The organism is Agromyces sp. ISL-38, from assembly GCF_018613935.1.
Taxonomy (GTDB): Bacteria; Actinomycetota; Actinomycetes; order Actinomycetales; family Microbacteriaceae; genus Agromyces.
Window position 1 is genome coordinate 163,499 of record NZ_JAGGPF010000006.1, and the last position, 16,772, is coordinate 180,270.

The 16,772-nt window shown below is 65.3% G+C and carries 13 protein-coding genes; 9 read left to right on the forward strand and 4 right to left on the reverse strand.

Annotation, left to right across the window (positions count from 1 at the left end):
- Positions 1 to 28: 28 nt before the first annotated feature.
- The 6 genes from J7E25_RS05730 to J7E25_RS05755 all read left to right on the forward strand — a co-directional run bounded on the left by J7E25_RS05730 (position 29) and on the right by J7E25_RS05755 (position 8,236).
- Positions 29 to 970 (forward strand): ABC transporter permease, encoded by a 942-nt coding sequence (locus tag J7E25_RS05730; RefSeq protein WP_214868798.1) that lies wholly within the window; start codon positions 29 to 31, stop codon positions 968 to 970.
- Positions 967 to 2,796, forward strand: a complete 1,830-nt coding sequence (locus J7E25_RS05735) for a dipeptide/oligopeptide/nickel ABC transporter permease/ATP-binding protein (RefSeq protein ID WP_214868800.1) — start codon at positions 967 to 969, stop codon at positions 2,794 to 2,796. Before J7E25_RS05730 ends, J7E25_RS05735 begins: the two co-directional genes overlap by 4 nt.
- Complete coding sequence (locus tag J7E25_RS05740) at positions 2,793 to 3,653, forward strand: ATP-binding cassette domain-containing protein (protein ID WP_214868810.1); 861 nt, start codon at positions 2,793 to 2,795, stop codon at positions 3,651 to 3,653. Before J7E25_RS05735 ends, J7E25_RS05740 begins: the two co-directional genes overlap by 4 nt.
- A 54-nt stretch (positions 3,654 to 3,707) precedes the next feature.
- On the forward strand, positions 3,708 to 6,173 hold the full coding sequence (locus J7E25_RS05745; protein ID WP_214868811.1) for a glycoside hydrolase family 3 protein: 2,466 nt from the start codon (positions 3,708 to 3,710) through the stop codon (positions 6,171 to 6,173).
- On the forward strand, positions 6,170 to 7,666 hold the full coding sequence (locus J7E25_RS05750; RefSeq protein WP_308164385.1) for a family 43 glycosylhydrolase: 1,497 nt from the start codon (positions 6,170 to 6,172) through the stop codon (positions 7,664 to 7,666). The genes J7E25_RS05745 and J7E25_RS05750 overlap by 4 nt, the downstream gene beginning before the upstream one ends.
- A gap of 351 nt (positions 7,667 to 8,017) precedes the next feature.
- Positions 8,018 to 8,236: a hypothetical protein gene (locus tag J7E25_RS05755; protein WP_214868813.1), complete on the forward strand. Its 219-nt coding sequence runs from the start codon at positions 8,018 to 8,020 to the stop codon at positions 8,234 to 8,236.
- Between the two features lie 43 nt (positions 8,237 to 8,279).
- Here the strand turns inward: J7E25_RS05755 and J7E25_RS05760 are convergent, their stop codons facing one another.
- Positions 8,280 to 9,296: an aldo/keto reductase gene (locus J7E25_RS05760; RefSeq protein WP_214868814.1), complete on the reverse strand. Its 1,017-nt coding sequence runs from the start codon at positions 9,294 to 9,296 to the stop codon at positions 8,280 to 8,282.
- Between the two features lie 186 nt (positions 9,297 to 9,482).
- Positions 9,483 to 10,160: a TetR/AcrR family transcriptional regulator gene (locus J7E25_RS05765; RefSeq protein WP_214868815.1), complete on the reverse strand. Its 678-nt coding sequence runs from the start codon at positions 10,158 to 10,160 to the stop codon at positions 9,483 to 9,485.
- A 381-nt stretch (positions 10,161 to 10,541) separates the two neighbouring features.
- On the opposite strand from J7E25_RS05765, the gene J7E25_RS05770 reads away from it, so the two are divergent.
- Positions 10,542 to 11,483 (forward strand): glycoside hydrolase family 16 protein, encoded by a 942-nt coding sequence (locus tag J7E25_RS05770; protein ID WP_308164386.1) that lies wholly within the window; start codon positions 10,542 to 10,544, stop codon positions 11,481 to 11,483.
- On the opposite strand, the gene J7E25_RS05775 is transcribed toward J7E25_RS05770, so the two are convergent.
- Positions 11,465 to 11,674: a hypothetical protein gene (locus J7E25_RS05775; protein ID WP_214868816.1), complete on the reverse strand. Its 210-nt coding sequence runs from the start codon at positions 11,672 to 11,674 to the stop codon at positions 11,465 to 11,467. The genes J7E25_RS05770 and J7E25_RS05775 overlap by 19 nt on opposite strands.
- Before the next feature lie 361 nt (positions 11,675 to 12,035).
- On the opposite strand from J7E25_RS05775, the gene J7E25_RS05780 reads away from it, so the two are divergent.
- Positions 12,036 to 14,714: a glycoside hydrolase family 3 protein gene (locus J7E25_RS05780; protein ID WP_214868819.1), complete on the forward strand. Its 2,679-nt coding sequence runs from the start codon at positions 12,036 to 12,038 to the stop codon at positions 14,712 to 14,714.
- 265 nt (positions 14,715 to 14,979) lie between these two features.
- Here J7E25_RS05780 and J7E25_RS18170 read toward each other — a convergent pair whose 3' ends face one another.
- On the reverse strand, positions 14,980 to 15,426 hold the full coding sequence (locus J7E25_RS18170) for a transposase (protein WP_374196195.1): 447 nt from the start codon (positions 15,424 to 15,426) through the stop codon (positions 14,980 to 14,982).
- Positions 15,427 to 15,561: 135 nt separating this feature from the next.
- On the opposite strand from J7E25_RS18170, the gene J7E25_RS05790 reads away from it, so the two are divergent.
- Entirely contained in the window at positions 15,562 to 16,758 is a 1,197-nt protein-coding gene (locus tag J7E25_RS05790) for an ROK family transcriptional regulator (RefSeq protein WP_214868820.1), read from the forward strand.
- Positions 16,759 to 16,772: the final 14 nt, after the last annotated feature.

The following is a 16,772-nucleotide window of genomic DNA, read 5'->3' on the forward strand; positions in this document are numbered from 1 at the left end:
CACCTTTCCTTGGGAAGAAGGACCGACGATGATTCGCTTCACCATCCGCCGCCTCGTCAGCGGCGTCATCCTCCTCTTTGTGATCTCCAGTGTCGCTTTCCTGCTCCTCAATTTAGGAGCGGGCAACGTCGGGCGACGCATCCTCGGCCCACAGGGAACAGCCGACACGGTCGCCCTGAAGAACGAACAGCTTGGCCTCAATGAGCCCGTACTCACGCGCTACTTCGAGTGGTTGCGCGGCGCAGTCACCGGCGACTTCGGCGCCTCCTGGTTCACGAACCAACCCGTCGATCAGGCCATCAGCTCTCGCCTCGCGGTCACCCTCGCAATTGTGATCGGGGCAACCCTGGTCAGCGGATTCCTCGCCACGGTGCTCGGCGTCTGGGCGGCCCGTCGCCGCGGCTGGGCCGACAAACTCGTGCAAGTGATCGCCGTACTCGGCTTCGCGATCCCCGGATTCCTCATCGCCATCTTCCTCGTCAACGTCTTCGCCCTGAACCTTCACTGGTTCAAGCCCACGGGGTACGTACAAATGGGCACGTCCTTCACCGGGTGGCTCAGTTCGGTCACCCTCCCGATCGCGGCACTGTCGATCGGGGCGATCGCGGCGATCGTGCAGCAGGTTCGCGGTTCGGTCATTGACGCCCTGCGACAAGACTGGGTCCGCACACTTCGCAGTCGTGGGCTCTCCGAGAATCGCATCGTCTTCAAGCACGTGCTGCGCAACGCAGGCGGTCCGGCCCTCTCCGTGCTGGCGGTACAGTTCATCGGCCTCCTCGGCGGCGCCGTGATCGTCGAGCAGATCTTCGCGATACCCGGTCTCGGCCAGATCTCGGTCTCGGCCACGGCACAGGGTGACCTCCCGCTCGTGATGGGTCTGGTGCTCGTGATGGGCGCGATCGTCGTGATCGTCAATCTGCTCATCGACCTCATCCAGGGCTTCCTCAACCCGAAGGCGCGTGTTTCATGACCGAATCAGCTCTCAACCTCTCGCCCGATCCGGCGTCGGAGCAGCGCGCTGTCGGCTCGCACCTGGCGCGCCGAATGCTGCGTAACGCGACGGGCCTTGCGTCAATGATCGTGCTGGGACTTATCGTGCTCGCCGCGATCCTGGCACCGCTGCTGACACAGACAGACCCCGCTCTCGCCGACGTTCGAAGCATCCTCCAGCCGAGCAGCGCTGCGCACCCGCTCGGCACAGACAGTGCCGGGCGCGACGTCCTCGCTCGCCTGTTGCACGGGACGCGGTATAGCATCGCCGGCGCCCTGCTCGGCACCACCGTCGCAGCCATGATCGGTGTTATCGGCGGACTTCTCGCCGGCTATTACCAGAAGGGCTTCGAGTCGGTCTCGTCCTGGCTGGTCAGCGCGATCATGGCTCTTCCCGGAATCGTCGTGCTGCTCGCCGCCCGCGCAGTTCTCGGCCCCTCGCTCTGGATGGCGATGGCCGTGTTCGGGGTGCTGCTGGCGCCCGCTTTCTACCGCCTTACCTACACGGCGGTGGTCAACGTGCGCCACGAGTTATTCGTCGATGCCGCGCGCGTCTCCGGGGTCGGCGACCTCAGCATCATCGGTCGACACATCCTTTCCGTCGTTCGCGCGCCGATCATCATCCAATTCGCTTTCGTCATGGGCATCGCCATCGCGATCCAGGCCGGCCTCGACTTCCTTGGTCTTGGTGACCAATCGGTGCCCACCTGGGGAAACATGCTCAACGACGCGTTCGCTCGCATGTACAAGAGCCCGGTGCTGATTGTGTGGCCGAGCCTCGCGGTTGCACTCACCTCGACTGCTCTCGCTCTGTTCGCCAACGCCCTGCGCGACGAGCTCGAGCGCAGCGGCAAGACAAAGAAGCGCCGTCGACTTGCAGGCGCCGCAGCAGCTGCTCCCGTGCTCGCGGGTGAGGAGGCCGTCGTCCACGCCGAGCTCGGTGAGGACACCAGAGCCGATCTCCTGACGGTCGACTCGCTGGTGGTCGGCTACGACCAGCCCGACGGCATTCTCAAGCAGGTCGTCAACGGTGTCTCGCTTCGCGTGAAGCGCGGCGAGGTACACGGCCTGATCGGCGAATCCGGATCGGGTAAGACGCAAACGGCATGGTCCATCCTGCGCCTGCTCCCCGACGGCGGCCGCATCGTCGCCGGGACGGTCAACTTCGACGGCAAGGATCTCGCTCACCTCAGCGACAAGGAGATGCAGAAGGTGCGTGGTCGTCGCATCTCCTACATTCCGCAGGAGCCGATGTCGAACCTCGACCCATCCTTCACGGTCGGCAGTCAGCTGGCAGAGCCGATGCGCCTCGCGCTCGGAATATCGGCAGCCGAGGCGAAAAAGCGGGCGCTCGAGCTTCTGGCCCGGGTCGGCATCCCGAACCCGGAGCGCACCTACGCGGCCTACCCACACGAGGTGTCGGGCGGCATGGCACAACGGGTGCTGATCGCGGGTGCTGTGTCCTGCGAGCCCGACCTGGTGATCGCCGACGAACCGACCACGGCACTCGACGTCACGGTGCAAGCCGAGATCCTCGACCTTCTGCGCGGACTGCAGAAGGAACTGGGGGTGAGCATCTTGATTGTGACCCACAACTTCGGCGTCGTCGCTGACCTGTGCGATCGGGTTTCGGTTATGCGCAGCGGCCTCATAGTCGAAACAGGACCAGCGCGCTCGATCTTCGCGGATCCGCGTCATCCGTACACCCAAGACCTGTTCGCGGCGATTCTTGAAGACGGCGCCGCCAGAGGGCAACTCGACCACTCAGCCGATCGCCACACCGCAACGCAAGGGGTCACGCCATGACCGAGTCGCTTCTCGTAATCGACAACCTGGAGGTCGAGTATCCCGTGAAAGGCTTCCGCAGGAAGCCGTTCCGCGCTCTCAAGGGAGTCTCCCTCGACATCAAGCCAGGCGAATGCGTCGGGTTGGTGGGGGAGTCCGGATCGGGGAAGACCACTCTCGGTCGCGCCGTGCTTGGTCTCGCACCCGTCACGGGTGGCAGCATCACGTTCAAGGGCGCCGAGATCGGCCACCTCAAGCGTCGCGCTCGTCGCGCACTGTCCGAAGAGATTCAGGTCGTGTTCCAGGATCCTTACTCCTCGCTCAACCCGTCGCTCACGATCGAACAGTCGCTCACCGAACCACTTCGCGTGACCAAGGTCAGCTCGCCCGACGCCTCCCGACGCGTGCGGATGCTCCTCGATCAGGTCGGACTTCCATCCAATGCGGCAGACCGTCTTCCGAGAGAGTTCAGCGGCGGTCAGCGCCAGCGCATCGCTATCGCTCGCGCGCTTGCCCTCTCGCCCCAACTCATCGTCTGCGACGAGCCAGTGTCTGCACTCGACCTTTCGACGCAGGCGCGCGTGCTCGACCTGTTCAAGGACATTCAGGAGGCAACGGGCGTTGCGTACCTTTTCGTCTCGCACGACCTCGCCGTGGTGCGCCACCTCAGCCACCGAGTCGCGGTGATGTACCACGGCGAGATCGTGGAGTACGGCGAAGGAGACAAGGTGACCTCGGATCCCGAGCACCCATACACTCAGCGACTGCTTCTCGCGGCGCCCGTGCCCGACCCCATCCGTCAGGAGCAGCGCCGCGCCGACCGTAGCCGACTCATTGAAGCTCAGAAGGAAATCGACCTGCAAGCAAGCGTGCACTGAGCGCTTCTGCAGTCTTTCCCATTACCCGGCCTAAGTGCCAAGGAGACACCCCGCATGACTGACATGACTGCCAACACCGTGCACGACACGGAGATCGACTCCGCGCTCGCCGCACTCACGCTCGAAGAAAAGGTGCTCATTCTCACAGGGCAGGACTTCTGGAGCACGCCCGCGATCGAGCGCATCGGCCTGCGGAGCATGGTGCTGTCAGACGGACCTTCAGGCGTACGCGGCCCGGTGTGGGACGAACGCTCCCCATCGCTGAACCTGCCCTCGGCATCCGCTTTGTCGGCAGCATTCGATCCCGCGCTCGCTCACCGCTACGGAGCAGTTGCGGCCGTCGAGGCTCGACGCAAAGGCGTCGACGTCGTGCTCGGGCCCACCGTCAACCTGCACCGCTCACCCCGAGGCGGGCGCCACTTCGAGGCATTCAGCGAGGACCCGGTGCTGACCGGTGAGCTCGCTGCGGCCTACGTCAACGGGCTCCAAGACAACGGAGTCGCTGCAACGCCCAAGCACTTTGTAGCCAACGACTCGGAGACGGACCGCTTTACGGTCGACGTGAAAGTCGGCGACCGGGCGCTGCGCGAGCTCTACCTACTCGCGTTCGAGAAGGCCATCGTCGAGGCAAAGGCGTGGCTCGTGATGAGCGCCTACAACTCGATCAACGGGATCACGGCGACCGAGAACGACCTGCTCGAAGCACCGCTGAACAGCGATTGGGGATTCGACGGAGTCGTGGTCAGCGACTGGACAGCCGTGCGCAGCCTCGCATCGGCCACGGCGTCGCAAGACCTCGTCATGCCCGGCCCCGACGGACCCTGGGGCGCGGCACTCGTCGCCGCGGTGACCGACGGGAGTATCGACGAGGCCGCGATCGACCGAAAGGTTCGCCGCCTGCTGCACCTCGCCATTCGTGTCGGTGCCCTCGGTGACCACGGGCCGGCTCTGCTCGTGCACGTCGAGGACGGCCTCGCCTTCGCCCGCACCGCTTCGGCAGAAGGAACAGTACTTCTCGAGAACAAACGCGAGCTGCCCTGGAACAGCAACGAACTCGCAAGCATCGCAGTCATCGGCAACAACGCCGACGTTGTACGCACACAAGGTGGAGGCAGCGCGACCGTGCTCCCCGAGCGCACCGTGTCACCGCTGGAGGGCCTGCGCAATGCCCTGCCGCACACGCCCGTCACCTACTCGCTTGGAGCCGTGAACCAGGTGGGCCTCGCGGGGATCCCGCGCGAGCAGATGACAAACCCCGTCACCGGTGAGCAGGGCCTTCGGGTGTCGTTCCGTAACGGCGCCGGCGAGGAGATCTTCCACGAGGATCGCCTGTCCACCGAGCTCGTCTGGTTCGGCGAAAGTGCGCCGATCCGGCAGGCGCGCGAAGTCGAACTCGCCTTCTCGTACGTCCCGTCGCGCACCGAACGACTCGACCTCGGCTTTGCTGCGACCGGTCATGGCAGGTTCTGGCTGAACGGGGAACTGGTCATCGACGAGGTGATGGTTCCCGAAAGCGATGACCTCGGCGCCGCCTTCCTCTCGCCCTCGACCAGCTCTGTCGCAGTGGATCTCGTCGAAGGCACGCCCGTCGACATCCGCTTCGTATACGCCTGTCCCGAGCTCGACGGTGCGCTTGCGGGTGCCCTTCCGCTGAGCGTCGGGACGCGCCCGACGTCAACTGATGAGGATGCCCTCATCGCCGAAGCCGCCGAAGCGGCACGGACCTCAACCGTCGCACTCGTCGTCGTCGGCACTAATGCGCGGGTTGAGTCAGAGGGGCTCGACCGTGAGTCATTGGCCTTACCCGGCCGACAGGACGACCTGGTGCGCGCGGTTGTCGCGGCCAACCCGCGGACCGTCGTGCTAGTGAACGCGGGCTCGCCTGTGCTCATGCCGTGGCGCAACGATGTTGCTGCTGTGCTCGTTGGTTGGTTCGGTGGCCAAGAATTCGGAGACGCCATCGCCGACGTGCTGCTCGGTCTCGCAGAGCCCGGTGGGCGCCTTCCCACCACCTGGCCTGCCCTCGAGAGTGACGTACCGGTGCTGGACACAATCCCCGTAGATGGCACGCTCGCCTACGACGAGGGCATCCACATCGGCTACCGTGCGTGGCTGCGCACCGGTGCTACTCCCGCCTACTGGTTTGGACACGGACTCGGCTACACCGACATCGCGATCACCGAGGTCTCGGCCCCGACGTCGGCGCTCGCGGGTGAGTCGGTCGAGGTGTCCGCGACGGTCACCAATACTGGCGCTCGTGAAGGCAAGCACGTTGTGCAGGTGTTCGCCGAGCGTCCTGATTCGTCGGTCGATCGGGCGGCACGATGGCTCGTCGGCTTCGCACCCGTGCGGGTACCGGCTGGGGCATCGGCAACGGTCAGCGTCACCGTTCCTACTCGCATGCTCGCTCACTGGGGAGAGGGATGGGAGTACGAGCCGGGCGTTTTCACGCTCCGAGTTGGTACCACCGCGGTCGACCTTCCGTTCTCCGCCCAACTGAGTGTCCAGACTGCGTCGTGAGTTACCCCAACCCCTTGGTGCCCGGCTTCAACCCTGACCCGAGCGTCGTGCGTGTCGGTGACGACTTCTACCTCGCGACCAGCACGTTCGAGTACCTGCCGGGCATCCCGATCTACCACTCCCGTGACTTCATCACCTGGACTCAGGTCGGCAACGTCGCAACCAGAGTGGGACAGCTGGATGTCGAGACGGTTCCGACTGCGGGCGGTGCCTGGGCGCCTACCATCCGTCATCGCGACGGCCTCTTCCACCTCGTGATCACGGATGCATTCGGTCGCGGAACCCTGCACTTCACCGCGGAGCGCGCCGAGGGTCCGTGGAGCGACGGGGTGGTCTTCGACGGCGTCGATGGCATCGACCCCGACCTCGTGTGGGACGAGGACGGCACCGCGTACCTGACGTTCTCGGGCCTCGGCGTCAATCCAGAGCTCCCCACATTCATGAGCCACCGTGGACTGCTCCAGGCGAAGGTCGACCTCGAAACCGGCCGCGCGCTCGAACAGGCGCGCAGCATCTGGTCGGGCGGCGGCGGCCAGTTCCCCGAGGCCCCGCACCTCTACCAAATCGGCGACTGGTGGTACATGGTGATCGCCGAGGGCGGCACCGAGCGCGGCCACAGTGTGAACGTCGCGCGGTCGAAGAGCCCTGAAGGGCCGTTCGAACCGGCGCCCGGTGCTCCTCTTCTGACCGCTCGCGGCACCGATCGTCCCATCCAAAACACTGGACACGGCGACCTCGTCGTCGGCCCGGACGGAGATTGGCTGCTCGTGCTGCTCGGTGTACGACCGCGCAGCATGACCCGGGCATTCTCCGCACTCGGCCGCGAGACCTTCGTCACCCGCGTTAGCTGGGAAAACGAGTGGCCCGTGTTCGAGCCGGTTCAGTTGACCCCCCGCCCCGGACCGTTTGAGTACCTCGACGAGTTCGACGGCCCGCTCGCCGACCAGTGGATGGCCGTTCGCCGCCTGCCGGAGAGCATCGCCAGCACCGAGGTGCGGCCGGGATGGCTGACTGTTCGCGCTGACGGGTCGACGCTGAGTGACCCGATCCCGTCATTCATTGGACGTCGCCAACAGCACCAGACCGCTCGCTGCACCGTCGACATCGATGTCGCGGCAGGAGTCGGCGGTATTGCAGTGCGCTACGACGAGCGCTTCCACTACTCGGTGGTGGCGGGAGCCGGAGCGGTGACGGCGCGGGCGTGCATCCCCGGCTTCGAACGGGTCGCAGTGCTCGAATACTCTGGCACCGAACTGCAGCTCGAATTGACCAGTCGTCGACCGGAGGCCGGTAGTAAGTTCGGTTCGAGTGCCTCTGACATCGTGGAGCTCGCGGCAATTATCGAAGGAAACCGCACGGTGCTGCTCGAGGTCGATGGCAGGTACCTCTCATCCGAGGTCGCTGAGTCGTTCACGGGCCGCGTTGTCGGGGTCGTCGCGCTCGCAGGGGAAGTGTGCGTCGACCGGTTCGCCTATGCGGGCTCCGACGACTGATGTAGGTGACGGGGCGCTGGCTCGATTGCATCCACGTCGGGGACCGAGGTGGCCGGTCCGCCGATGGGGCGCGGAGACGCGCGCGCAGCTGATCCGTCGTGAGCGTCGGCAGAAGGAGCTACGCGGATCCGTTGCTTCGCGGCTTAACGCCGTCCAGCATGCTCACCGTGAAGATGACGGAATGAAGTATCCCAGCCCTCCCGTTCTCGGGGATCCTGATCTATCACTCCACCGACTTCACTAGCTGAGAGCAGATCGGGAATGTGGCCACCCGGGTGAGTCAGCTCGACGTTGAGAAATTGCCCACGGAGGGTCGGCGCCCAGGCGCCGACCCTCCGTCATCGACACGGCGTGTTTCACCTTGTGGTTGCTGATGCCTTCGGCCCCGAAACCGTTGGCACGTTCGAGTTCAGTACCTCAAACATCACCGAGCTTGCGGCGATGATCGACGGGAGGCGCACACCGCTGCTTGAGGTCGACGGGCGCTACTTATCATCCGAGGATGCGGAGTTGTTACCCGGGGGCTTCGTCGTGCTCGAGGGCGAGGTGTGCGTTGAATGGTTCGACTAGGAGGGCTCTGCCGGGTGACCGCTCGCGTCCATGTGCTCTCCGCTCAGCGGCGTCGCGCGGCAGGGGTGAGAGTGTTGTCCCCGTAGCTGTCGTCGGCCGGGTTGACGGTGGTACCGGGGGCGATCAAGGAATCAATGCGGTCAAGAACCTCATCGGACAGCCGCACCTGGGCGGCTGGTAGCTGCGATTCCAGCTGCTCGATGGTGCGAGGGCCGATGATGGCCGACGTAATACCGGGGTGGTTGATGACGAACCCGATAGCGAGTTCGATCATCGTCAGTCCCGCATCCTCGGCGACCTGCGCGAGGCCGTCCACGATCTCGAGCTTGCGTTTGTTGGCGGGTAAAGCCATGTCGAACCGGGCCGCGAGTCTCTTGCGAGTCGGCGACGTCGGGGCGGAGTCCTTCGACCAGCTGCCCGACAACCAGCCCCCACCGAGCGGGCTGTAGCTGAGCGAACCCATTCCATACTTCTGGATGGTGGGAAGGATGTCGAGCTCGATTCCTCGTACGAGGAGCGAGTAGGGCGGTTGCTCGGTTACGAACCTTTCGAGATTGCGCTCCCGCGAGGCCCACTGCGCCTCAACGATCTCGCTGGCGGCGAAACTTGAGGAGCCGATGTATCGCACCTTTCCTTGCCGGACGAGGTCGGTCATCGCGCCGAGGGTTTCTTCGATGTCCACATGCGGGTTGGGCCGGTGCACCTGGTACAAATCGATGTAGTCAGTACCGAGGCGACGGAGCGAGTTCTCAACCTCGCGCATGATCCAGCGCCGTGAGCTTCCCTGATGGTTGGGGTCATCGCTCATCGGCGAAAAGAACTTAGTGGCGAGTACTACGTCGTCGCGGCGTCCCTGCAGCGCCTGGCCGACGATTTCCTCTGAGACTCCGCCGGAGTAGACGTCGGCGGTATCCATGAAGTTGATCCCGGCATCTAGCGCGCGGTGGATAATACGGATCGAGGCGTCACGGTCGTCATTACCCCATGGGCCGAACATCATCGTGCCCAGTGCCAGTGGGCTCACGGATACTCCTGTGCGCCCTAGTGAACGGTATTCCATCAGATTTCCCTATCGGTTGAGTTGGCGCCGATCTCGGCACTGAAGGTTTGGTTTGTCATCGTGGTCGTGGTTCGCACACTCTCCGAACGCACTGTTCCGAGGGGGAGGGCACTGCCTTCAACGTCCGTCCGTCCGGGGTGCGGTATCGCCATGGGGTTTCGCTTCGTGGCTAGCCTTGGAGGTGGCTTAGTCATAGGGCAGGCTTGTTTCCGAGCGAAGCAGATCGTGGAGCTGCTCCGTCATCAGCGCCTGTACGCGCAGTGGTGCGGTGTCCCCGTGTTGAGGGGACAGGCCGTTGAGCATGACCCGGAGATAGCGGCGGTATAGGTCGCGGGAATCGCTGCGTTCTTCGATGTCAGGGCTGCCTTGCACGACGGTGCTGATGGAGATGCAGGCTATCTGGATGAAGATCAGATCGGTACCGGTAGCGTCTGCGCGCATAGCTCCGGCGTCACGTGCACGTTCGGCGACGCGATTCACGAGAGGCGCGAGCCGGTTGCGGCTTCGATCGTGCATTTCCGGTCTGACGCGCCGACCAGTGAGGAGCTCAGTCATCCCGCGATCTCTTACGTGTAGGGCAATCGATTTCTCCAGATAAAGCACGAGCGCATTCCAGGGGTCATCCATGGCGAGAGATTCATTCAGGATTGCCTCGAGTTCATTGTCCTGCTGAACGCGAATCGCGTCGATGAGGTCTTCCTTGTTCGCGAATCGTCGGTACGCGGTGCCCACACCCACGCCGGCATGGTGAGCGACATCGTTCAGGGTCGCGTCCAGGCCTTGCTGCGCGAAGACCTCGCGCCCAGCTTCCAAGAGTCGTGCACGGTTGCGGGCGGCATCCCTGCGCAGCTTGACATCGGTCACGCGCACGATCCTATCAAAAGCGGTTGCGGTGTATCCGTTTATGTGGGTAATTTCTATACGGCTGCGCAGTATCCGCTTGCGGGTTCAACTTTGCTGCCGCCAGGCGGCGTGCATCCCAAACTCCGAAGTTCGGCACCCAGACCGGTGCCTCCCAACGGCCCCGGCTTGGTGGAGCGGATGCCGCGGAGTCCGGGCGCGATCAGCACTCCGTCCCCGGATACGGGACCGATTCCGAATGGTCGGGCCGCCTGCCTACGCTGGTGCCGACGGAAGAATCGGGAGGCAGACGTGATGACTTGGGATCGCTTGCCGGCTTTCGCCCTCACTCTTGCCGTGACACTCCTCCTTGCGGCGGTAGTGTGTTTCGTCATAGCCTCCGTCGTGCGGGGCGCACTGCCGCAGGATGGGCGCACCGGGGATGTCCTCAGGCGCGAACGAAGGCTCAGTGTCGCCGCAGTACTCGCGAGCTGCGTGCTGATCGCAGTGCTGATCGCAGTGCTGATCACCCCAGATTCGCCGGGGCGGCACTCGGAGTCGGCGCCCACTCCGAGTCCGGCAGCGCAACCAGATTCACGGACGCCGATCTGGAGTGACGAATTCGACGGGCCCGCGGGGTCACCGGCCGACCCGGCGAACTGGACGTACGAGACCGGCGGCGGAGGATGGGGGAACGACGAACTCCAGTACTACACCGCGGGTGCCGAGAACGGTGCACTCGACGGTGCGGGCAATCTCGTCATCACTCTGCGAAAAGTGGACTCGGCGACCACCGCGCTGCAGTGCTGGTACGGACCGTGCCAATACACGTCGGCGCGCCTGATCACGGGACAGAAACAGGAGTTCCAGTACGGTCGGGTCGAGACGCGAGTGATGGTTCCCGGCGGTGGCGGCGTCTGGCCGGCAGTCTGGTTGCTCGGCTCGGACATCCGGGACGTCGGGTGGCCGCAGAGCGGTGAGATCGATCTCATGGAGTTCGTCGGACGCATGCCGAACGAGATCTTCGGAACGCTCCACGGGCCGGGCTACTCGGGCGGCCAATCCTACAGCGGCGCCCATGATCTCGGCGCCCCGGTCGAGGGGAGCTGGCACGAGTTCGCCGTGGAATGGGCGCCGGATCAGATCACCTGGGAGGTCGACGGAGTCGCCTATCACCGCGCGACCCCCTCGGACGTGGCGCCCCACGAGTGGGTCTTCGATCATCGATTCTTCTTGCTGGCCAACATGGCGATCGGCGGCAACTTCGGGGGACAGGTGGCCGAAGACGTGGCGATGCCGCGGTCGATGGTGATCGACTACATCCGCGTCTACTCCGACCCCGGGTGACCAGCGACGCCGCCGTTGGCGTCGTCCGTGGACGGGCCGGCCGCCGTCAATAGAGCGCCGGTGGACTGCTCGTCCATGATCTTGCCGGATTCTTCAGCGATTTCGTCGTCCCACGTCGCGGCTATGGCGGAGGCATCCGGAACGGTCGAAGCGGACGCGAGCGTGTTCGTGCTACCAACAGGTCCGGTCATGGGTTCTGGTATCCCATCTCGAGCAGCGCGCCCCAACAAGAAGGACAGACTTGTACGCGAAGAGGGAGTCCCTCGCGATGGAGGTACTGGCACGGTCCCCCAGTCGGGGCGATGATCCCGACGACGCGGGCGCCGCAGGCGTTCCGAGGATCGTCATTGCCGGCCTGTACCGGACGAATTCCTCAGGATGCCGGTCCGGAATGGCCCCCACGCGGGGGACGTCCCGCATGCGGGGACGCGGATGGCCGCCGAGGAAGCCATGTGGTCGAATCAGCCGCGATAGCGATGCATCCCTCGATGGCAAAGGAGTCATACGATGCAACAACGACGATCTACACGGGCACGACGGATCGGAGGTCTTGTGGCTGCAGCAGCAGTCACCGTGACCACCGTCATCGCCGGACCGGCCGCCTTCGCGGTGGATGAGCCGTGGATGGACACGTCCCTGTCAGCCGATCAGCGAGCGGACCTGCTCCTTCCCGAGATGACGCTGGAGGAGAAGGCCGACCTCATGGCCGGCGACCCGTACCCGCCCGGTCAGGAGCTCGCCTACATCAACTACGGGATCGAGCGTCTCGGCATTCCCGAGCTCCGCATGGCCGACATCGGGCCGTCGGTGCGCCGGGCGCTCGACCCAACCACGGCATTCCCGATGGGCCTCGCAGCCGCAGCGACCTGGGACACCGAGCTCGAAGTGGAGGTTGGTGCCGCGGTCCGCGAGGAGGCCCGCCTGAAGCAGTACAACATGGTGCTCGGCCCGAACGTCGACATCCCGCGGAGCCCGTGGTGGTCGCGCGTCGGCGAGTCCTTCGGCGAGGACCCGCTGCTGGCCGGCCGGCTCGCGGCCTCGTTCGTCGAGGGCGCCCAAGCAGAGAAGGACCTCGGTGTCAACCTCAAGCACTACAACGTGTACTCCCAGGAGACGAACCGTACCCGCGGTGGTCAGCTCGGCGGTGGGGATGATAGCCAGAACCAAAACATGATCGTCGACGAGCGCACCCTGCAGGAGTTCTACACACGCCCGTGGGCACCGCCGGTCAGCGAGGACCTCGCCTCGGTCATGTGCGCCTACGGCAAGGTCAACGGCACCTACGCCTGCGAGAACGGGCACCTGATTCAGGACATCCTCCGTGACCAGCTCGGCTTCGATGGCTTCGTGCTGACCGACTTCGGTGCGTCACGTCCGCGCACGGAGACCACCATGGAGGCCGGTACCAACATGGAGACCGGCCTCAACGTCGCCTACGGCGAGTTCGGCTCGAAGATCGTGCAGGCCGTGAACGAGGGCCGCATCACCGAGGAACTCGTCGACGAGCGCGTGCATCAGATCCTTCGCACGTACTTCGAGTTCGGGGTGTTCGACAAGCCTCTGCCCGAGACGCCTCAGGAAGTCCCGGTCGAGGAGCACGGGGCACTCGCCCGTCAGGTCTCCGCTGAATCGGTCACCCTTCTGAAGAACAAGGGCAACGTGCTGCCGCTCGAGAACCCCAACAAGACGAAGTCCATCGCGGTCATCGGCGAGGGTGCGACGTGGGCTGCGCAGCAGTGCTGTGCTGGCGCAGCGACGAACCCGACCTACGAGGTCACGCCGCTGGAGGGCATCCAGAACGGCGCTCCGCAGGGCACGACGGTCGAGTACGCGCGGGGCGCCGATGCGCCCTTCGCCGCGGACCTGATCCAGGGCCCGGAGAGCATCCCGTCGTCGATCGTCTCGCTGCCGGGCGACCCGGCAACTCAGGGCGTTCAGGCGCAGTATTGGAATAACACGACCTTCGAGGGCGACCCCATCGCCACCCGGACGGATCTGCGGCCGGCGTTCGACACGGGCCCCATCGCCTGGTTCGCCGCCCACCCCGAGGTGATCCAGCCGCCGAGCGGCTCCCTGGCGGTTCGGTTCACCGGTGAGATCACGGCACCGGCGAGCGGTGAGTACCGCCTGTCGCTCTCGGGATTCGGAACCGGAACCCTCACGTTCGACGGTCAGGAGATCGTGTCCTTCGTGGACCAGATTGCTCCGAACCAGTACGTGTCTGAGCCGCTCCAGTTCGAGGCAGGCCAGTCGTACTCGTTCCAGCTCGACTACGCAGCGACGACTCCGCGCGATGGTCTCGACCCGGGCATGGTGCGACTCGGCTGGGTGCCGCCCGCAGGCACGCTCTCGCCCGACATCGCGGAAGCGGTTGCGCTGGCGAAGAAGTCGTCCGTGGCGGTCGTGGTCGCGGGGCTCTACGAGACGGAGGCGCGTGACCGCGGTCACCTCGACCTGGCCACCAACCAGGACGAGCTGATCGAGGCCGTGGCGAAGGCGAACCCGAACACCATCGTCGTGCTGCAGACGGGTGGCCCCGTGCTCATGCCGTGGCTCGACAAGGTCAAGGGCGTCGTCCAGCTGTACTACGGCGGCGCCGAGCAGGGCAACGCCCTGGCCGACGTCCTGTTCGGACGGGTCAACCCGTCGGGCAAGCTGCCGATCTCGTACCCCGCGACCGAAACCCAGCCGACCGAGGCGCTCGGTATCGAGGCTTCGCTGCTGCACTCGGAGGAGGCGGACGTCCACCTCACCGAGGGCGTCAACGTCGGCTACCGCGGCTACGCGGCGGCGGGAGCGGAGCCGCTCTTCCCGTTCGGCTACGGCCTCTCGTACACCGATTTCAAGTACCGTGACATCGCTACGGCGGTCGACGGCGGCACCGTCAAGGTCAGCTTCACCCTGCAGAACAAGGGCAAGCGAGCCGGCGCCGAGGTGGCTCAGGTGTACGCGGGTACGCTGCCGACCGATGTTTCCACGCCGGTGACACAGCTCGCCGGCTGGGCGAAGGTCGACCTCCAGCCCGGCGAGAGCAAGCAGGTGACCGTGGAGCTCGCCTGCAAGTCGCTGGCGTACTGGGACACCGATGAGGGCGAATGGGTCAGCCCCGCCGGTCCGGTGAACCTGTCGGTCGGCGCTTCCTCGGCGGACATCCGACTGGAAGGGGAAGTGACGCTCCCAGGCGGCACCTGCAGCGAGGACAGCGATCTCGCCATGAACGCCTCCTTCTAGGGGCGATTCGAATAAGGGAACCCAGCACCAGGGAACGCCGGCCCATCTCCGTAGGAGGTGGGCCGGCACTCTCAGCACGGGAGGACCGCGGTCTCCAACTCTGCGCGGCGTCAGCACCTTGACCGGGTTCGCCCTGGCGGTTGAGATCGGCGACGACCCCGAAAACGTCTTCCGGCACCGGGATGCTGTGGCGACTCGGGTCGGGATTCGTGTACGTCGCGTTCATCGTCGACGTGCTCGCTCAGCGGATTCTGGCCCGGCACGCTCAAACCACCAAGAGCGCCGACCTCGTGATGACGCCGACCTTCTTCACGTCGATATGCACCAGCGAGCCCGGGTAGTCGTGCTCGTACCGGTCGGCGGTCCGGCGGGACGCGCGGATCGGGACAACGGCCAGGGACCAGCACCAGCCGGCCAGTTCGCGGACGATCGCGACGTTCGCGATGGTAGGGCGCTTTCGGCGTTCGAGGAATCCGACCCACCGGTCGTGCAGCCGCCGGTTGCCGGCGTCGCCGCGGGCGCGGGCTGCGGCTGGGGCTTGGTCCCAGCGGGCTTGCATCACGGCGCCGACGCGGTACCGGGGTCGGTGGTGCCAGGCCGCCTCGACCAGCAGCCGGCGGGTGTGGCCGTTGCCGGTCTTCGTGATCGGCCCCAGCGTCCGTGACGCGCCCGAGGAGTACTCGGACGGGACCAGTCTGACGAACGCACCGATCGTGTTCCCGGTGAAGCGGTGCCAGGGGGTAAGCCGCCTTCACCTGCCGGGGCGTGGAGGGTTGTGGTCGAGATTAATTTGGACTATAAAATAACCTACGAAAGAACTTCCACCACTTCAGGCAGGGAATATTTGATGGCGAAGAAGGCATCCGTGAAGGACGTGCGTCGTACGAATCGCGCGCTCATCCTGCGGCACCTGCTCCTCAATGGGCCAACGTCCCGAAGTGAAATCGGTGCGGCCACGGGCCTGTCGGCCGCGACCGTCACGAGCGTGGTGAACGGCCTGCTCGCGGAGGGCGTGGTCAAGGGCGATGGCTTCCTCGAGTCCGACGGCGGGCGTCCGCGGGCGATCCTTGCCATCGATCCGGATGGCGCGTGGGTGATCGGTGCCGATATCAGCGAGTCCCTCGTGAGGGTGGAGTTGTTCGACCTTACGCTGAGTAGCCTTGCGGCCCGCGAGTATCCCTTTGAGGACCGGCATCTCGAGACCTCCCGTGTCCGGGAGATCCTGCGCGACGCGACCCGCGAGCTCCTCGACGAGGTCGGCGGTGACCGATTCCGAATGCTTGGGCTCGGCCTCGGCGTCCCGGGCATCGTCGAAGGCCCCACCGGTGACAGCGACGACGCGATCATTCACGCTGACGTGATCGGCTGGCACTCGGTCGACCTCGCCGGCCTGACCGACGATCTCGGTTTCCCCGTCTACATCGACAACGGTGCGAAGACGACGACGCAGGCGGAGTCCTGGCTCGGGTCGGCGCGTGGCCTCGCGCACAGCATCGTCGTGCTGATCGGTGAGGGCGTCGGCGCCGGAATCGTCACCGACGGGCGCTTGTATCGCGGCTCATCGAGCAGTGCAGGCGAATGGGGCCACACGAAGATCAGCTTCGACGGGCCGTCGTGTCGGTGTGGCTCCCGTGGCTGCGTGGAAACCTTCGTCGGGGCATCCGCCGTTCTGGCTCGCTGGAACGGAACCGACATCTGGAACGGGCGGGAGGCCGACGGGATCGAGGCGCTGTTCACAGCTCGACGCGCCGGAGATGATGCCGCGGCCCACGCAGTCCAGACTCTCATCGACCAGCTCGGGCTGTCGCTGGCGAACCTCGTCAATCTCTACAATCCGCAGAAGATCATCGTCGGAGGATGGTTCGGGGACCGCATCGCGACCGACCTCCTCGACGAACTGCGTGCCGCGACTCGCGCGTACGCACTCGAGCAACCCGGGAATGAGGTCGTGCTGGCACGGTCGAAGCTCGGTCAGGACGCGGTCGCCCTCGGTGCCGCAACCCTCGCCATCGACCGTTTCGTCGAGACGGGTTGGCCGAACTGAATCACCTCCGTGAC